15 protein-coding genes and 1 pseudogene are annotated in these 15460 nt (G+C 61.3%); 14 read left to right on the top strand and 2 right to left on the bottom strand.

The annotated features are described in order from the left end of the window. Positions 1-22: 22 nt before the first annotated feature. Positions 23-2977 (bottom strand): preprotein translocase subunit SecA, encoded by a 2955-nt coding sequence (gene secA, locus HYPMC_RS20470; protein ID WP_013950025.1) that lies wholly within the window; start codon positions 2975-2977, stop codon positions 23-25. A gap of 411 nt (positions 2978-3388) precedes the next feature. Between secA and HYPMC_RS20475 the strand changes: the two genes are divergently transcribed. From HYPMC_RS20475 to mutT, 4 genes are all read left to right on the top strand, one after another. After that, positions 3389-4309, top strand: coding sequence for a peptidylprolyl isomerase (locus tag HYPMC_RS20475; protein WP_013950026.1), 921 nt, complete (start codon positions 3389-3391; stop codon positions 4307-4309). 94 nt (positions 4310-4403) lie between these two features. Further along, the gene (gene argJ, locus HYPMC_RS20480) at positions 4404-5651 is read left to right on the top strand and encodes a bifunctional glutamate N-acetyltransferase/amino-acid acetyltransferase ArgJ (RefSeq protein WP_013950027.1); all 1248 of its coding nucleotides are present in this window, start codon (positions 4404-4406) and stop codon (positions 5649-5651) included. Positions 5652-5710: 59 nt separating this feature from the next. Then, positions 5711-6370 carry a thiopurine S-methyltransferase gene (locus tag HYPMC_RS20485; protein ID WP_013950028.1) on the top strand — a complete coding sequence of 220 codons (660 nt, stop codon included), beginning with the start codon at positions 5711-5713 and terminating at the stop codon, positions 6368-6370. Then, positions 6367-6798: an 8-oxo-dGTP diphosphatase MutT gene (gene mutT, locus HYPMC_RS20490; RefSeq protein ID WP_013950029.1), complete on the top strand. Its 432-nt coding sequence runs from the start codon at positions 6367-6369 to the stop codon at positions 6796-6798. Before HYPMC_RS20485 ends, mutT begins: the two co-directional genes overlap by 4 nt. On the opposite strand, the gene HYPMC_RS20495 is transcribed toward mutT, so the two are convergent. Further along, positions 6743-7651, bottom strand: coding sequence for a methyltransferase domain-containing protein (locus tag HYPMC_RS20495; protein ID WP_013950030.1), 909 nt, complete (start codon positions 7649-7651; stop codon positions 6743-6745). The two genes, mutT and HYPMC_RS20495, sit on opposite strands and share 56 nt — an antisense overlap. 80 nt (positions 7652-7731) lie before the next feature. On the opposite strand from HYPMC_RS20495, the pseudogene HYPMC_RS24930 reads away from it, so the two are divergent. The 10 genes and pseudogenes from HYPMC_RS24930 to HYPMC_RS20540 form a co-directional block, all read left to right on the top strand. Then, positions 7732-7962 (top strand): annotated as a pseudogene (locus tag HYPMC_RS24930) (double zinc ribbon domain-containing protein); the annotation flags it as partial. Positions 7963-7992: 30 nt separating this feature from the next. Beyond that, positions 7993-8532 (top strand): ComF family protein, encoded by a 540-nt coding sequence (locus HYPMC_RS20500; protein ID WP_244421071.1) that lies wholly within the window; start codon positions 7993-7995, stop codon positions 8530-8532. A gap of 136 nt (positions 8533-8668) precedes the next feature. After that, positions 8669-8929, top strand: a complete 261-nt coding sequence (gene grxC / locus HYPMC_RS20505) for a glutaredoxin 3 (protein WP_013950032.1) — start codon at positions 8669-8671, stop codon at positions 8927-8929. Position 8930: 1 nt separating this feature from the next. Beyond that, positions 8931-9809 carry a carbon-nitrogen hydrolase family protein gene (locus HYPMC_RS20510; protein WP_013950033.1) on the top strand — a complete coding sequence of 293 codons (879 nt, stop codon included), beginning with the start codon at positions 8931-8933 and terminating at the stop codon, positions 9807-9809. Continuing rightward, positions 9806-10258, top strand: a complete 453-nt coding sequence (locus HYPMC_RS20515) for a DUF1178 family protein (RefSeq protein ID WP_013950034.1) — start codon at positions 9806-9808, stop codon at positions 10256-10258. The genes HYPMC_RS20510 and HYPMC_RS20515 overlap by 4 nt, the downstream gene beginning before the upstream one ends. A 133-nt stretch (positions 10259-10391) precedes the next feature. Next, on the top strand, positions 10392-11462 hold the full coding sequence (bioB, locus tag HYPMC_RS20520; RefSeq protein WP_013950035.1) for a biotin synthase BioB: 1071 nt from the start codon (positions 10392-10394) through the stop codon (positions 11460-11462). Continuing rightward, entirely contained in the window at positions 11446-12579 is a 1134-nt protein-coding gene (locus tag HYPMC_RS20525) for an 8-amino-7-oxononanoate synthase (protein ID WP_013950036.1), read from the top strand. Before bioB ends, HYPMC_RS20525 begins: the two co-directional genes overlap by 17 nt. Beyond that, positions 12576-13223 (top strand): dethiobiotin synthase, encoded by a 648-nt coding sequence (bioD, locus tag HYPMC_RS20530; RefSeq protein ID WP_013950037.1) that lies wholly within the window; start codon positions 12576-12578, stop codon positions 13221-13223. The genes HYPMC_RS20525 and bioD overlap by 4 nt, the downstream gene beginning before the upstream one ends. Further along, positions 13220-14479, top strand: coding sequence for an adenosylmethionine--8-amino-7-oxononanoate transaminase (locus HYPMC_RS20535; protein WP_013950038.1), 1260 nt, complete (start codon positions 13220-13222; stop codon positions 14477-14479). Before bioD ends, HYPMC_RS20535 begins: the two co-directional genes overlap by 4 nt. After that, a complete protein-coding gene (locus HYPMC_RS20540) occupies positions 14476-15456 on the top strand; it encodes a beta-ketoacyl-ACP synthase III (protein WP_013950039.1) in 981 nt (326 codons plus the stop codon). The genes HYPMC_RS20535 and HYPMC_RS20540 overlap by 4 nt, the downstream gene beginning before the upstream one ends. The last annotated feature ends 4 nt before the right edge of the window (positions 15457-15460 follow it).

Here is a 15460-nt window from a genome sequence, read left to right on the forward strand (position 1 = left end):
TCTCGCAAAAAGAGATTGCTCGTCAGTCCATCTTGCCGTGGCAGTGCTTGTATTTCTTGCCTGAGCCGCACGGGCAGAGCGCATTGCGCGAGACGCGGCCCCAGGTGGCGGGATCGTTCGGATCGACTGCGCCATCGCTGCGGCGGCTCTGGAGCGGGGCGCGCTTCTCAGGCTCAGGCAGCGTATCGCGACGGGCACGGGCGCCTGCAATCGCGGCGTCGGCCATCGCCAGCTCAGGATCGCGCTCGACGAAATCGTCATAACCCGACGATGCATCCATGTGGTGCGCTTCCATCGGCGGCAGTTCGTATGGCTGCAGCATCGGCTGGTCTTCGGGCGGCGCCAACTCGACGTGCATGAGCTGACCCGTCACGTTTTCGCGCAGGTGGCCAAGCATGTTCTCGAAGAGAATGAACGCTTCAGATTTGTACTCGTTCAGCGGATCGCGCTGGCCGTAAGCGCGGAAGCCAATTACTTGGCGCAAATGCTCAAGCGTAACGAGATGCTCGCGCCAGAGATGATCGAGCGTCTGCAGCAGAACCATCTTTTCGATTTGACGATAAAGCTCCGGCCCCATCTCCTGGGTCTTGGCCTCAACCTTGGCGTCAACCGCGGCCTTGATGCGCTCGCGGATTTCTTCGTCGGCAATGCCTTCCTCGGCGGCCCAGGCTTCGATCGGAAGCTCAATGCCGTAGATGGCGTTGACCTGCTCGATGAGGCCCTTCACGTCCCACTGCTCGGCGTAGGCGGCCGGCGGGATGAAGCGCGTAACAAGCACGTCGATCAGCTCGTTGCGCATTTCGTGTACGGTTTCTGAAACGTCCTCTTGGCCCATGATGTCGAGACGTTGCTCGAAGATGACCTTGCGCTGGTCATTCATCACGTCGTCATATTTCAGGATCTGCTTGCGGATGTCGAAGTTGCGCTGCTCAACCTTTTTCTGCGCGGTTTCGAGCGACTTGTTCATCCAAGGGTGCGTGATCGCCTCGCCTTCTTTGAGGCCGAGCGTCTGCAGCACCTTGTCCATGCGCTGGGAGCCGAAGATGCGCATCAGATCGTCATCGAGCGCAAGATAGAACTTCGAACGTCCAGGGTCGCCCTGACGGCCCGAGCGGCCGCGCAACTGATTATCGATGCGGCGGCTTTCATGGCGCTCGGTCGCAAGGACGTAGAGGCCGCCCGCTTCAAGTGCTTTTTTCTTCTTGTCGGCAACGTCGGCGACAAGCTCATCGCGCTTCGCCGAGATCGCCGATTCATCCGGCGGCGTGCCTTTCGCCATTTCCTCGGCGATCCAATCGCGAAGCCGGAATTCGGCATTGCCGCCGAGCTGAATGTCGGTGCCGCGACCGGCCATGTTGGTGGCGATCGTGACGGCGCCGGGCTGGCCGGCTTGCGCAACGATGTTAGCTTCCTGCTCGTGATAGCGAGCATTCAACACCTGATGCGGAATGGGATACTCGTTGCCCTTGGCGTCGTTGACGAGCCTCGTCAGCAGCGCCGCCATATCGGTGAAGTGCTTGCGCAGCTCTTCTTCCTTGCCCGGCTTCAGGCTGGCGGCCTGCTCCTCCAGCTGCTTGGCGAGACCCTTGATGTACTTCTTGTCTTTCAGAAGCTCTGAAAGCTGCTCGGAGCGCTCGATCGACGTCGTACCGACGAGAATCGGCTGGCCGCGGCTCATGGCTTCGGCGATGGATTGGACGATCGCTGCGAGCTTCTCGCGCTGCGTGCGATAGATCTCGTCGTCCTCGTCGAGACGGCTGACCGGAAGGTTGGTCGGGATCTCGATGACTTCGAGGCCGTAGATGTCGAGGAATTCGGAGGCTTCCGTCATCGCCGTGCCGGTCATGCCGGCGAGCTTCTTGTAGAGGCGGAAGTAGTTCTGGAAGGTGATCGACGCCAGCGTCTGGTTCTCGGGCTGGACCTCGACGTGCTCCTTGGCTTCGAGCGCCTGATGCAGACCTTCCGAGTAACGGCGGCCCGGCATCATGCGGCCGGTGAATTCGTCGATGATGACGACCTGGCCGCCTTTGACGATGTAATCCTTGTCGCGCTGGAACAGCTTGTGGGCTTTGAGCGCCTGCGTGAGATGGTGGACGAGCGTGACGTTGTCGATGTCGTAGAGCGAGCCTTTGAGCAGGCCCGCGTCTTCGAGCGCACGCTCCATCTTTTCGTTACCGGCTTCCGTAAAGGAAACCTGGCGCTGCTTTTCATCGAGCTCGAAGTCTTCGGGCACTAGGAGCTTCATCAGCTCGTCGATCGACTGATAAAGATCGGCGCGGTCTTCGAGCGGGCCGGAGATGATCAGCGGCGTGCGGGCTTCGTCGATCAGGATCGAGTCGACTTCGTCGACAATGGCGTAGCCATGGCCGCGCTGAACCATCTCGGAATAGTTCATCTTCATGTTGTCACGAAGATAATCGAAGCCGAGTTCGTTGTTGGTGGCGTACGTCACATCGCAGGCGTAAGCGGCCTTGCGATCCTCGTCCGACATGTCATGGATGATGACACCGACAGTAAGCCCGAGGAAGCGATAGACCTGCCCCATCCAGTCAGCGTCGCGCTTGGCGAGGTAATCGTTGACAGTGACGACGTGCACGCCCTTTCCGGCCAAGGCATTGAGATAAACCGGGGCAGTCGCGACGAGCGTCTTACCTTCACCGGTCTTCATCTCAGCGATGTCGCCCTGGTGAAGCACCATGCCGCCGATCAGCTGAACGTCGAAGTGGCGCTGACCGAGCGTTCGTTTGGCAGCTTCGCGAACCGTTGCAAACGCGGGGACCAGAAGATCGTCGAGTGATGCGCCTTCGGCAAGCTGCTTACGGAACATTTCGGTGCGGGCGCGAAGCTCCTCGTCCGAAAGATTTTGCAGCTCCGGTTCGAGGGCGTTGATCGCCGCGACTCGCGAGCGAAAGCCTTTGACCCTCCGCTCGTTGGAAGAGCCAAAAATTTTCGAAGCGAGACCACCGAACGAGAGCATCTTTAAGTTCCGTCCCTACAAAATTCGTGTTGGCCACGCAGGCGCGCGACCAGGCTCAGTTTCAAGCGCCGGGCAGCATTCAGCAAAAAATGCGCGGCAAGGGGTGCCCCGCCACGCCTGCGTCAACATTCCCTCGGCGCTGCTAAACGCGCGGTCGTGATGGGCTCAAGACCCGATCCGATTAGCGGGAGACATAAGAACTCGCCCCCCTGACTGTCAATGTTCTGTGCGCGACGGCAGAGGATGGCGATTTCCGGGCACCCTCCCAACTTTTAACTTGGTTTTCGGCCTCCGGGCCGCTATCGAGGCGCGCTTATTGGCCGCCCGCGTGCGGTTACGCCGTCGTGCCTGAATGAGCTTAAGAGACGGCCCATTATTTCGACTTCAAACCCACAGCGGAGCCCAACGCCGATGAAGCGCATTGCCCTGGCTATTTTCACATTCGCGCTCGCAGGCGCAGCTTTGCCGCTGGCAGCCGCGGCCGACGACAAATCGCCGGCATCGCCAGATAAAGTCATTGCAACGATTGACGGAAAACCGATCACGGAAGGCGATCTGGCGGTCGCGGAAAGCGAAATCGGCTCCGATATGGGCACGATGCCAGGGCCGCAAAAGCGGGCATCTCTGCTCGAATTCCTTATCGACAACCAGCTCTTTGCCGAGGCTGCCGAGAAGGACAAGCTCGACCAGTCGGCCGATTTCCAGACGCGCCTCACCTACCTGAAGCGCCGGGCGTTGCGTGAGCTTTATTTCGAAAAAGTCATCAAGACGGGCGTGACCGATGCCGATGCACGCAAGATTTACGATGAGCAAGTGAAGCTTTTGAAGCCGGAAGAGGAAGTATCGGCACGGCATATTCTTGTCGATACCGAAGCAGAAGCCAAAGCTTTGAAGGAAAAAATCGACAAGGGCGCCGACTTTGCCCAGCTCGCCAAAGAAAACTCGAAAGATCCGGGCTCGAAAGACGATGGCGGCAACCTCGGTTACTTTGGCCACGGGCAGATGGTGCCGCAGTTCGAAGAAGTCGTCTTCAAGCTCAAGAAGGGCGAGGTTTCGGACCCGGTGAAGACCCAGTTCGGCTGGCATCTCGTCAAGCTAGAGGATCGCCGCGTAAAGCAGCCGCCCGCATTTGAGATCGTCAAGGATCGCATCATCCAGTCGCTGCTGCTCCGCAAAGCGCAGCAAACAGCCGTCTCGCTGCGGTCGGGCGCGAAAGTCGATGTCGTCGATCCGGAAATCAAGAAGGCGATCGACGAGCGGCAAGCCATGATCCAAAAGCAGTCGCAACCGAAGGCGGTCGATACGCCGGCGCAGGACGCGCCGAAGCCTTAACCGCTTCGATCACCGAAAAGAATTCAGACGGGCTGCTTGATTATGGCAGCCCGATCTGTTTCAGGGAGCCTCTTACTCAGCTGGAGGTTCCCTCATGGGCAAAGTCACGAGCGTTTCCCCGTTCGCGCCCGCAAGTCTTGCAAAACTGCCTGTCATCGAGGGCGTCGCGTTTGCGACCGCCGAAGCCGGCATTCGCTATAAAAATCGCACCGACCTCCTGCTCACGGTGCTCGCTGAGGGGACCTCGGTCGCGGGCGTTCTGACGCAATCGAAAACGGCGTCAGCGCCGGTCCTAGCCTGCCGCAAACACCTGAAGAAAGGCACAGCGCGGGCGCTGGTCGTCAACTCTGGCAATGCCAACGCCTTCACCGGCAAGAAGGGCGCCGAGGCGGTAGATATCACCGTCACGCATGCCGCCGACGCGGTCGTATGCAAGCCGCACGAGGTTTTCGTTGCGTCGACAGGCGTCATCGGCGAACCGCTGGATGCGGAAAAATTCGCGCATCTTCTCGCCGATCTTGCAAAGCGCGCCGAGCCTGACGCTTTCGAGGCGGCGGCGCGCGCGATCATGACGACGGACACCTTTCCGAAACTCGCGATGCGGACCGCGCTCATCGGCGACGTCGAGGTGACGATCAACGGCTTCTGCAAGGGTGCCGGCATGATCGCGCCCGACATGGCGACGATGCTGTGCTTCATTTTCACGGATGCCGCCATTTCTTCCGATGCATTGCAGGAACTCCTGGCCGAGCATGTCCAGACGACGTTCAACTGCATGACGGTCGATGGCGATACGTCGACCAGCGACACCTGCCTGATGTTTGCGACGGGCGCCGCAGAGACACGCGGGCAGAAGCCCGTGACGAAGGCGAACTCGAAAAAGCTGCAGGCGTTTTCGGAAGCGCTTCACGATTTGATGCGCGATCTCGCGATCCAGGTGGCGAAGGACGGCGAGGGCGTCTCGAAGTTCGTGACGTTCGAGATTACCGGCGCGAAGTCGTGGCATGCGGCGCGGACCATTGCACTGGCTTGTGCCAATTCGCCTATCCTCAAGACCGCGATTGCGGGCGAGGACCCGAACTGGGGCCGGGTCGTGATGGCGGTCGGCAAATCGGGTGAGGCAGCCGACCGCGATAAACTGACCATTTGGTTTGGTCCGCATTGCGTCGCACGCGACGGCGAACGCGCCGAAGAGTATGACGAAAAGACGGTTGCGGCCTACATGAAGAACGCCGAGATCGTCATTCGCGCCGACGTCGGCGTCGGCAAGGCAGCGGCCCGCGTTTGGACGTGCGATCTGACGCACGAATACGTGTCGATCAACGCCGACTACCGCAGCTAGGGGAATCACGGAGCAGGGCAAGCCTGACCGTGACATGGGATGAAAGGACCGATCACGCGATGGAACACAGCTTCTGGGAAGAGCGCTGGCAGCGCGGCGAGATCGGGTTTCACCAACCCCATATTCATGCCCAGCTGCAGCAGTTCTGGCCGGGGCTGTCGTTGCCGAAGGGGAGCATCGTGTTCGTGCCGCTTTCCGGCAAGACGCGCGACATGGTTTGGCTTGCCGAGCAGGGTCACAAAGTCATTGGTGCGGAGCTTTCCGAACTTGCGGTCCGCGACTTTTTCAAAGAGTGCGGACTGACACCCGCGGTCACGGCCAGCGGACCGTTTCATGTTTTCGAGGCAGGCCCTTACACGATCTATCAGGGTGATTTCTTCGCTCTGCCCGCGGATGCCCTTCGCGGCGTTGCCGTTTGCTATGACCGCGCCGCGATGATTGCACTGCCGCCCGAGATGCGGCCGCAGTACGCAGAAAAGCTCACGAGCGTGCTGCCGCCAGAGGCTGCAATTTTCGTGATCTCCATCGAATATCCTGAAGGCGAGATCAAAGGTCCGCCGTTTGCCGTAGCTCAGGACGAGGTGCGTGCGCTTTACGGCAAGCTGTACGACATCGACGTTCTCGAAGTGCGCGATGGGCTCGCAGCCAGCGACAACCTCAAGAAGCGCGGCGTGACACGGCTCGAAGAGGTCGCCTATCTGCTCAGGCAGCAGGCATGATGAATCCCCTGTTGCTCGTTGCGGCCGTCGCGCTCATCGACGACGATAATCGCGTGCTGCTCGCCCAGCGCCCCGAGGGCAAGTCAATGGCCGGACTGTGGGAGTTTCCCGGCGGCAAGGTCGAGGCAGGAGAAACGCCCGAGGATGCGCTCTGCCGCGAACTCAAAGAAGAACTTGATATTGAGCTGTGCCGGCCGTGCCTTGCGCCGTTCAACTTCGCGAGCCACGCCTACGAGAAATTTCACCTGTTGATGCCGCTTTATCTCTGCCGCACATGGGACGGTGAGATCTGCCCGCGCGAAGGTCAAACGATCAAATGGGTTCGCGGCATCGAACTGAGCCGCTATCCGATGCCGCCCGCAGATGAGCCCCTTATTCCGTGGCTCCGGGATCTTTTGGCCGAGATTTCAGGACATCGGCTAGGCTGACTTTGGCTGAGCCAGGTTGCAGCGGCTTCTGCTGGCTTTCGTGCGGCACCCAGCCCGTGAGCGTGACAATCTCGAAGGTCGCCGAGACACGGCCATTCGGCAGGCCGAAGCGGTCCTGATAAATCTCGGCTGCGCGCAAGAGCAGGCTTCGCGTTACGGGGGCGCGACGACGTTCGGCCAACGGATTGCTGGCGGCCATGGTTTTGAGTTCCTGCATCAGCGCTAGCGGCGACGCGTACGTCACCTCGATGATGTCGTTGTCGGCGACAGGCAACGCGAACCCCGCGCGTTGAAGCAGGCCGCCCAGGTCACGGACATCGGCAAACGGCGCGACCCGGGGAGAAGCGCCGCCGAGCACCTCGTCTTCCGCCAAAATCCAGGCTTCACGCAGCTCCTTCAGCGTTTCGCCACCGAGCAGCGCACCGAGAAACAGGCCATCCGGCTTCAGGGCGCGATTGATCTGGACAAGCACGCCCGGCAGATCGTTGACGAATTGCAGTGACAGCCCGGAGACGACGAGATCGAGAGCGGCTGGAGCGAACGGCAATGCTTCCTCGTCAGCGACGACCTTCCAGTCTTTCCCGCGCGAAAGAGCATCGTTGGCCGGTTCGACATCGACGATCCGGCCGATCGTTGGAAGCTGCCGGAGCCGCGCCGCCAACAGTCCATGATAGGCCCCTAGGCTGGCGGCCACAGGGAACTCCCGGCGCACGAAGACGAGGCGTTCGGCAAAGTCGTCGGCGACGCGTTCCAGCAGAAAATCGGGAAGCGGCTGGTCGGCGCGCATCCTGGCGATTCGATCGCGGCGGGCGCGGAGCAAAGTCCGGTCGAAAATGCGGGGCGCTACAGCCATTTTGTCTCTTTCCGCGGCGTCACGAGAACGGCGGCCGGGTTCCTCTCGCCCGCGTTAGCGCGTTGGGCTAGAGTTGTGCAATGTCGAATAGTCAGCCGGTTGCATATGAGGACTCCTCGGAGACATCGCGCCACGCCGGTCACTGGGCGTTCGCACGTGGTCTGAAGCACCTCGGACGCTCCGCTCTCGATGTTCTGCTGCCGCCACTGTGCCTTGGCTGCCAGACGCGCATTATGGACCACGATGCCCTGTGTCCATCATGCTGGCGGCAGGTCGCGTTCATCCGGCCGCCGCTGTGCGACAGGCTCGGAGTACCACTGGCAATAGACACCGGCGGACCGATGCTTTCGGCGGCTGCCATCGCCGATCCGCCAGACTACGACAGGGCGCGGGCCGTTGCCCGCTTCGACGGGCTGATGCGGCTGTTGATTCATGGTTTCAAATTCCACGACAGCCATAACGCGCGGCGGCTGTTCGGACGCTGGCTGGCGGTGGCGGGCGAAGAGTTGCTGGCGGACGCCGACGTGTTGATACCCGTGCCACTCGCGCGCTGGCGGCTGCTGTCGCGGCGGTTCAACCAGGCGCAAATTCTGGCCGCGGAAACAGGCCGGCGCGCGGGCAAGCCGGTTAATCCTTTCGCACTCGTCCGCCGCCGCTCGACGGGACACCAGGTTGGACTAACCCGGGCGCAACGCCTTAAAAATGTGTCAGGTGTTTTCCGTGTTCCCGCCAACGAATTGCCGAACGTGTCCGGAAAAGCCATAGTTCTGATCGACGATGTGATCACGAGCGGCGCGACGGCTTCAGCCGCCGCAATTGCCCTCAGACGTGCCGGTGCACGGCGCGTGGATGTCCTCGCACTTGCTATTGTTTCAGAATGATATTCCTGAAACTGCAAAGGGCGTGACATAGGCGCGGCACAGCGGCGCAAAACTGCAAAGCAAGGTTGCATGACCTCGCGAACGCGCTACTTTTGATTCGAATGATTTCTAATGGCGTAGTGAGAGGCGCCGAGCAATGCCGAAGGTGACGGTCTACACGGCTGGAAATTGCTGTTTTTGCCATATGGCGAAGGATTTGTTGCGTCGCAAAGGCGCGGCCTTCGAAGAGGTCGACCTGACTGGACGGAGCGATCTACGCGCGGAGCTGACCTCGCGCTCGGGTGGCCGGCGGACAGTCCCTCAAATCTGGATCGGCGACGTGCACGTCGGCGGCTGCGACGACCTTTACGATCTCGATAGATCGGGCCGGCTTGATACGCTGCTGACGGCGTCCTGAGATGGCATCCGGGTCCAAGACGGCTTTTCGCGCGGCGCTCGTCCAGATGCGGGCGGGCCGTGACGTCGGACGCAACGTCACTGACGCCGTCTCGCTCATCAAAGAAGCGGCCAGCAAAGGCGCGGTCTACATCCAGACGCCGGAATGCACGACGCTGATGGAACTCGACCAGCCGCGCCTGATGGCCGAGACGAAGCCAGAGCAGAGCAACCCTTCCCTTCAGGCTTTCACCGACGCTGCCCGTAAGCAGAAGATCTGGCTGCACATCGGCTCGATGGCGGTCAAGGTTGCCGAGGGACGATTGGCGAACCGGTCCTATCTTATTGCGCCGGACGGCAACGTCGCGGCGCGCTACGACAAGATCCATATGTTCGACGTCGACCTCGGCGGCGGCGAGATCTATAGCGAAAGCGCGAACTATCAAGCGGGTCCGAGCGCCATGCTGGCGGATCTGCCGTGGGGCCGCCTCGGCCTGACGATTTGCTACGATTTACGCTTTCCGGCGCTGCATCGGGCTCTCGCCAAGGCCGGGGCTAAGTTCATCGCCGGACCAGCCGCCTTCACGCGGACCACCGGCGAAGCTCACTGGCACACCCTTTTGCAAGCGCGCGCTATAGAGACGGGCACGTTCGTTCTGGCGGCGGGCCAGGGCGGCTTGCATGAGAATGGCCGGGAGACGTTCGGCCATAGCCTTATCATCTCACCGTGGGGCGAAATCCTTGCGGAAGCGGGCGTCGATCCCCAGGTCATTACTGCGGATATCGACGCCGCCTACGCGGATCAGATCCGGCGGAAAATTCCGTCGTTGATGCATGACCGCGATTTCGATGTCGTCGTCGCGACACCTTCGAAATCGCCGCACCTGGTACACGAGCAGTGATCAAATATCTTCTAGGATGTGCCTCCGGGCACGAGTTCGAGAGCTGGTTTCGCGCCAGCGCTGACTTCGACGCGCAGTCTCGCTCGGGTGAAATCGCGTGTCCGCACTGCGGTTCGATCGAAGTCAGCAAGCTGCCGATGGCGCCTTCGGTCGTCACCAAGCGTGCGGCGCTCCCAGCACAATCGACGCAAGACGCCAGTCCAGCGGCTGCCGGGGGTGGCGGCAACGGCGCTGCGGTGCGCGAGGCGCTCAGGGCCTTCGCTCAGAAGATTATTGCCAATACTGAGGACGTCGGGCCGCGGTTCGCCGAAGAAGCCCGTAAAATGCACTTCGGAGAGACAGAAGAGCGCCAAATCCGCGGCAGCTCGACGCTCGAAGAGGCCCAGGAGCTTGCAGAAGATGGCGTGCCGTTCGGCATTCTGCCCACGCCTCCGGACGAGCTAAATTAACCACCGAACCGATGCTTGCCCTTTTCCGGCGCAGTTCGCCGATCAGAGAGGCATTTTGACGGTTGCGAGACAGGCCGGAAGCGGTGCAAACATCTTCCGATAGGGCAGTACGCCCTACGGAGATCACGCCTGAATGACCTCGACCGTTGCCCGACTCGATCCGTCCGTGCGCGCTGCCAACCGCGCCGGTCCCGCAATCCGTCACGATTGGACGAGTGAAGAAGCGCTGGCGCTCTACGAGCTGCCATTCATGGATTTGCTCTTCCGCGCCCAAAGTGTCCACCGGACATCGTTCGATCCCAATAAAGTCCAGATGAGCCGCCTGCTGTCGATCAAGACCGGTGGCTGCGCGGAAGACTGCGGGTACTGCAGCCAGTCGGCCCATCACAAGACCGGCCTCAAGGCCTCAAAGCTGATGGAAGTCGAGCGGGTTATTTCGGAAGCGAAGAAAGCCAAGGCCGCGGGCGCGACGCGCTATTGCATGGGCGCGGCATGGCGCAGCCCCAAGAGCCGCGACATGGACGTCGTCGTGGCGATGGTCGAAGGCGTCAAAGCGCTCGGCATGGAAACATGCATGACGCTCGGCATGCTGACGGATGACGACATCGTCAAGCTACGCGACGCGGGCCTCGACTACTACAATCACAACGTCGATACGTCGGAAGCCTATTACAGCAAGGTGATTACGACGCGCACTTACGCCGACCGGCTAGACACACTCGCGCGCGTTCGTGATGCGGGCATGAAGGTTTGCTCGGGCGGCATCGTCGGCATGGGCGAAGAGCGCCAGGACCGCGTCGACATGCTGGTGACGCTCGCCAATCTCGACGAACATCCCGAGAGCGTGCCGATCAACATGCTGATCGCCATTCCGGGAACGCCGCTCGAAGATACCAAGCAGATCGATCCGATCGATTTCGTGCGCACCATCGCGGTCGCCCGCATCATGATGCCGAAGTCGTTCGTCCGTCTCTCGGCCGGGCGCACCGACATGAGCGATGAGATGCAGGCGTTATGTTTTTTTGCGGGTGCAAACTCGATCTTCGTCGGCGAAACGCTGCTGACCGCCGACAATCCCGGCGAAGACAAAGACGGCAAACTTTTCGCCAAGCTCGGGCTTTCGGCGCTTGAACTCGATATCGACACGTCTCCGGAGCACGAGCCCGCGACGTGCGCGGGACATCAGGATGCCAGGCAATCATGAGCGTGCGCTCGACGCGCTCTCCCGCCGTGGGCGTCTGAGAACGCTCGAACCGGCGCACGGACTGGATTTCACGTCGAACGATTATCTCGGCTTGGCGCAATCGCGCGCGCTTGCCGACGCCATCGAAGGGGCGATTGCGCGTGGCGTTCCGGTCGGCTCGGGCGGATCGCGTCTGTTGCGCGGCAATCATGCTGAGCACGAGCTTTTAGAGCAGGAAGCGGCGCACTTCTTCGGCGGCGAGACCGCGCTTTATTTCGGTGGCGGCTTCATTGCCAATACCGCGCTTTTTTCGACGTTGCCTGCACGCGGCGATCTCATCGTCTACGATGAGTTGATCCACGCCAGCGCGCATGAAGGCATGCGGCTGTCGAAGGCTGAGGCAAAGGCCGTGCGCCATAACGATGCGCAAGGTGTTGACGACGCGATCACGGCATGGCGCGCGACCGGCGGCACCGGGCAGCCGTGGATTGCGATCGAGAGCCTCTACAGCATGGACGGTGATCGCGCGCCGATAGCGGAACTCGCGACAATCGCGGATCGTCATGAGGCGATGCTGATCGTCGACGAAGCACATGCCACGGGCGTGCTCGGTCCGGATGGGCGCGGCCTCGCCGCCGATCTCGAAGGCCGCGAAAACGTCGTCACGGTGCATACATGCGGAAAGGCGTTGGGCGCGATGGGCGCGCTTGTGATTGCGCCGCGCACTATCCGCGATTTTCTGGTCAATCGCGGTAGAGCCTTTGTTTACGCGACGGCACCGTCGCCGCTGATGGCTGCCGCCGTGCGCGCGGCGCTCAACATTTGCCGCAACGATCCGCTGCGGCGCCAGCGCTTGCACGATCTCGTCGCGTTTGCCGCGCGGGAACTGACGACGAAAACGCGCTTTGCGGCTTCCGGCTCGCAGATCCAGCCACTTATCATCGGCAGCGACGGCACGGCGATGGCGCTTGCGACAGCGATGAAGACCAGGGGTTACGACATCCGCGCGATCCGTCCGCCGACCGTGCCGGAAGGCACGTCACGGCTTCGACTCACGATTACGCTCAATGTTTCCGAGCTTGAAATTACGCGCCTCATCGACGATCTCGCGGCGGCTGAAGCGGAGAATGCAGCATGACCATCCGCATCGTCGTCGCCGGCACCGACACGGATGTCGGCAAGACCGTTTTTTCCGCGGCGCTGACGAGCGCGCTCGACGGCTATTACTGGAAGCCGGTGCAGTCGGGCCTTCAAGGTGAGACGGATTCCGATGTCGTCAGCCGCGTGACCGATCTCGCGCAGTCGCACATCCTGCCGGAAGTCTATCGGCTGAACACGCCCGCATCGCCGCATTTCGCCGCCGAAATCGATGGCGTCGAGATTGATGCCCGGCAGCTATCGCCATTTGGGCTGCCGACTCCGCTCGTCGTCGAGACAGCGGGCGGATTGATGGTGCCGCTGACGCGCCGACTTCTGCAGGTCGATCTTTTGGCGCAGTGGCGTCTTCCGGTGATCCTGTGCGCATCGACAAAACTCGGCACGATCAACCATTCGTTGTTGTCGATCGAAGCGTTGAAGCGCCGAGCGATTCCTATTCTAGGCGTCGCATTCATCGGCGATGCGAATAGCAATAGCGAACAAGCGATCACTTCATTCGGAGGCGTTCGGCGCCTGGGCCGCCTCCCGCGGCTTGCCAAGCTCGATGCCCACAGCCTGCAACGCGCATTCGCCGAGAATTTCTCCGTTGCCGACGTCCTCGACATCGGGGCGGTCGGCCCATGACTACGTCACCGATCTGGCATCCGTTTACGCAACATGCGCTCGAACCCGATATGCGCCGCATTCGGGCCGCTGAAGGCGCGTGGCTCGAAGCCGACGATGGGCAACGGATCTTCGACGGCGTGTCGTCGTGGTGGGTCATCACGCACGGGCACCGGCATCAGAAAATCATCGCGGCAATGCGAGAGCAGGCGGAGGTGCTGGATCAGGTAATTTTCGCGGGCTTCACGCACGCGCCCGCGGAGGCCGTCGCGGCGGGATTGTTGAAAATCGTGCCGCCGGGGCTGTCGCACGTTTTCTTTTCCGACAGCGGCTCAACGTCGGTTGAGGTGGCGCTGAAAATGGCGCTCGGCTACTGGAAAAATATCGGCGCCAAGCGCACGCGTATTCTGGCGCTTGAGCACGGCTATCACGGCGATACCATCGGCACGATGTCGGCGGGGGCGCGCGGAGTGTTCAACGCTGCCTACGAGCCACTTTTATTCGAGGTCGGCCGCATTCCCTATCCGAAACCGCATCACGCGCAGCCGACGTTCGATGCGCTCGAGATTGCATGCCGCAAAGGCGACGTGGCGGCCTTTATCTGTGAGCCTCTGGTGCTCGGCGCGGGCGGGATGTTGTTCTATGACGCCGACACTCTGAACGAGATGCATTGCATCTGCAAAGCACACGACGTGCTGTTCATTGCCGACGAAGTCATGACGTGCTTCGGGCGCACCGGCACCGTTTTCGCGTGCGAACAGGCCGGCATCGCGCCGGACATCCTGTGCGTCGCAAAGGGGCTGACAGGCGGCTCAATCCCGCTTGCCGTGACGCTCTCAACTGATGCGATTTATGACGCGCATCTTTCGAAAGATCGGTCGCGGACGTTTTTTCATTCTAGTTCATACACGGCCAATCCGATCGCCTGCGCCGCGGCGGCGGCCAATCTCGATATCTGGCGGACCGAGCCCGTGCTGGAGCGCATCCTTGCACTCTCTCAAAAACAGGCTTTGTGTCTCAACGAACTGCAAACCGATCCGCGCTTTGCGAACTTGCGGCAACTCGGGACGATTTCGGCGTTTGAGCTTGCTGACCTTCAACCCGGCTATCTGGCTGACGTTGCCTTGAAGCTCAGAGCGCGATTACTGGAGCGCGGCGTTCTGCTTCGGCCGCTTGGCTCTACGGTCTATATCATGCCTCCCTATTGCACGACGAAGGATGATCTTCGGTTCGTCTACAACGTCCTTAGCGACGCCGTTGACGAGGTGCTGGCATGAGCGGAGTCGCCATCGTCGGGCACGGGCATTATGCGCCGGAGCGCGTCGTGCCGAACCGCCAGATCGAAGCGAGGCTCGGTCTCGAAGCGGGCTGGATCAAGCGGCGCACCGGAATCGACGCGCGGCGATACGCAGCCGAGGGCGAAGCGCTCTCTGATATTGCGGTCAAAGCTGGCGAGATGGCCCTGGCGCGGTCCGGCATGTCGCGCGACGACGTCGGGCTGCTGCTGCTTGCGACGTCAACACCCGATCATTTGCTGCCGCCGTCAGCGCCGCTTGTCGCGCATCGCCTCAGGCTTTCGAATGCGGGTGCAATCGACATGGCGGGCGCATGTGCGGGTTTTCTCTACGCGTTGACGCTTGCCGATAGTTTCGTGCGCACGCAGGGTATTCCGGTGCTCGTCATCGCGGCGAATATTCTTTCCCGCCGCATCAATGAAAGCGATCGGGGCAGTAGCGTGCTGTTCGCGGATGCGGCCGGCGCGGTCTTGCTGGCGCCGACCGAGCGTCGCGATGCTGGAATTATCGGCGCGCATCTCGCGTCGAAAGGTCAGCACTACGATCTGATCAAGATTCCGGGCGGCGGCAGCAGGATGCCGTTTTCCCAGATTACGGATCCGAAAGACGTCCTAATGGTGATGGAGGACGGCAAAGCCGTCTATCAGGGCGCCGTCGCGATCATGACGGACTGCGCCGAACGTTCGCTTGCAAAAGCGGGGCTCGCGCCGTCGGCGGTGACGGACCTTATTCCGCATCAAGCCAACGCGCGGATGATGACCACCATTGCGCACCAACTCGACATTCCGCCGGACCGTCTGCGTTCGACAATCGAGAACTTCGGCAACAGCTCGGCCGCGACGATACCGTTTACGCTGTCGGCGACGGCCGAAGCGCGGCCCTACAAGCAGGGCGACGTCGTGTTGATGACGGCGGCGGGCGCGGGATTGACCGGCGGCGCCGCCGTCTTCCATTGGTAGATTT

This window comes from Hyphomicrobium sp. MC1, from assembly GCF_000253295.1.
Lineage (GTDB): Bacteria > Pseudomonadota > Alphaproteobacteria > Rhizobiales > Hyphomicrobiaceae > Hyphomicrobium_B.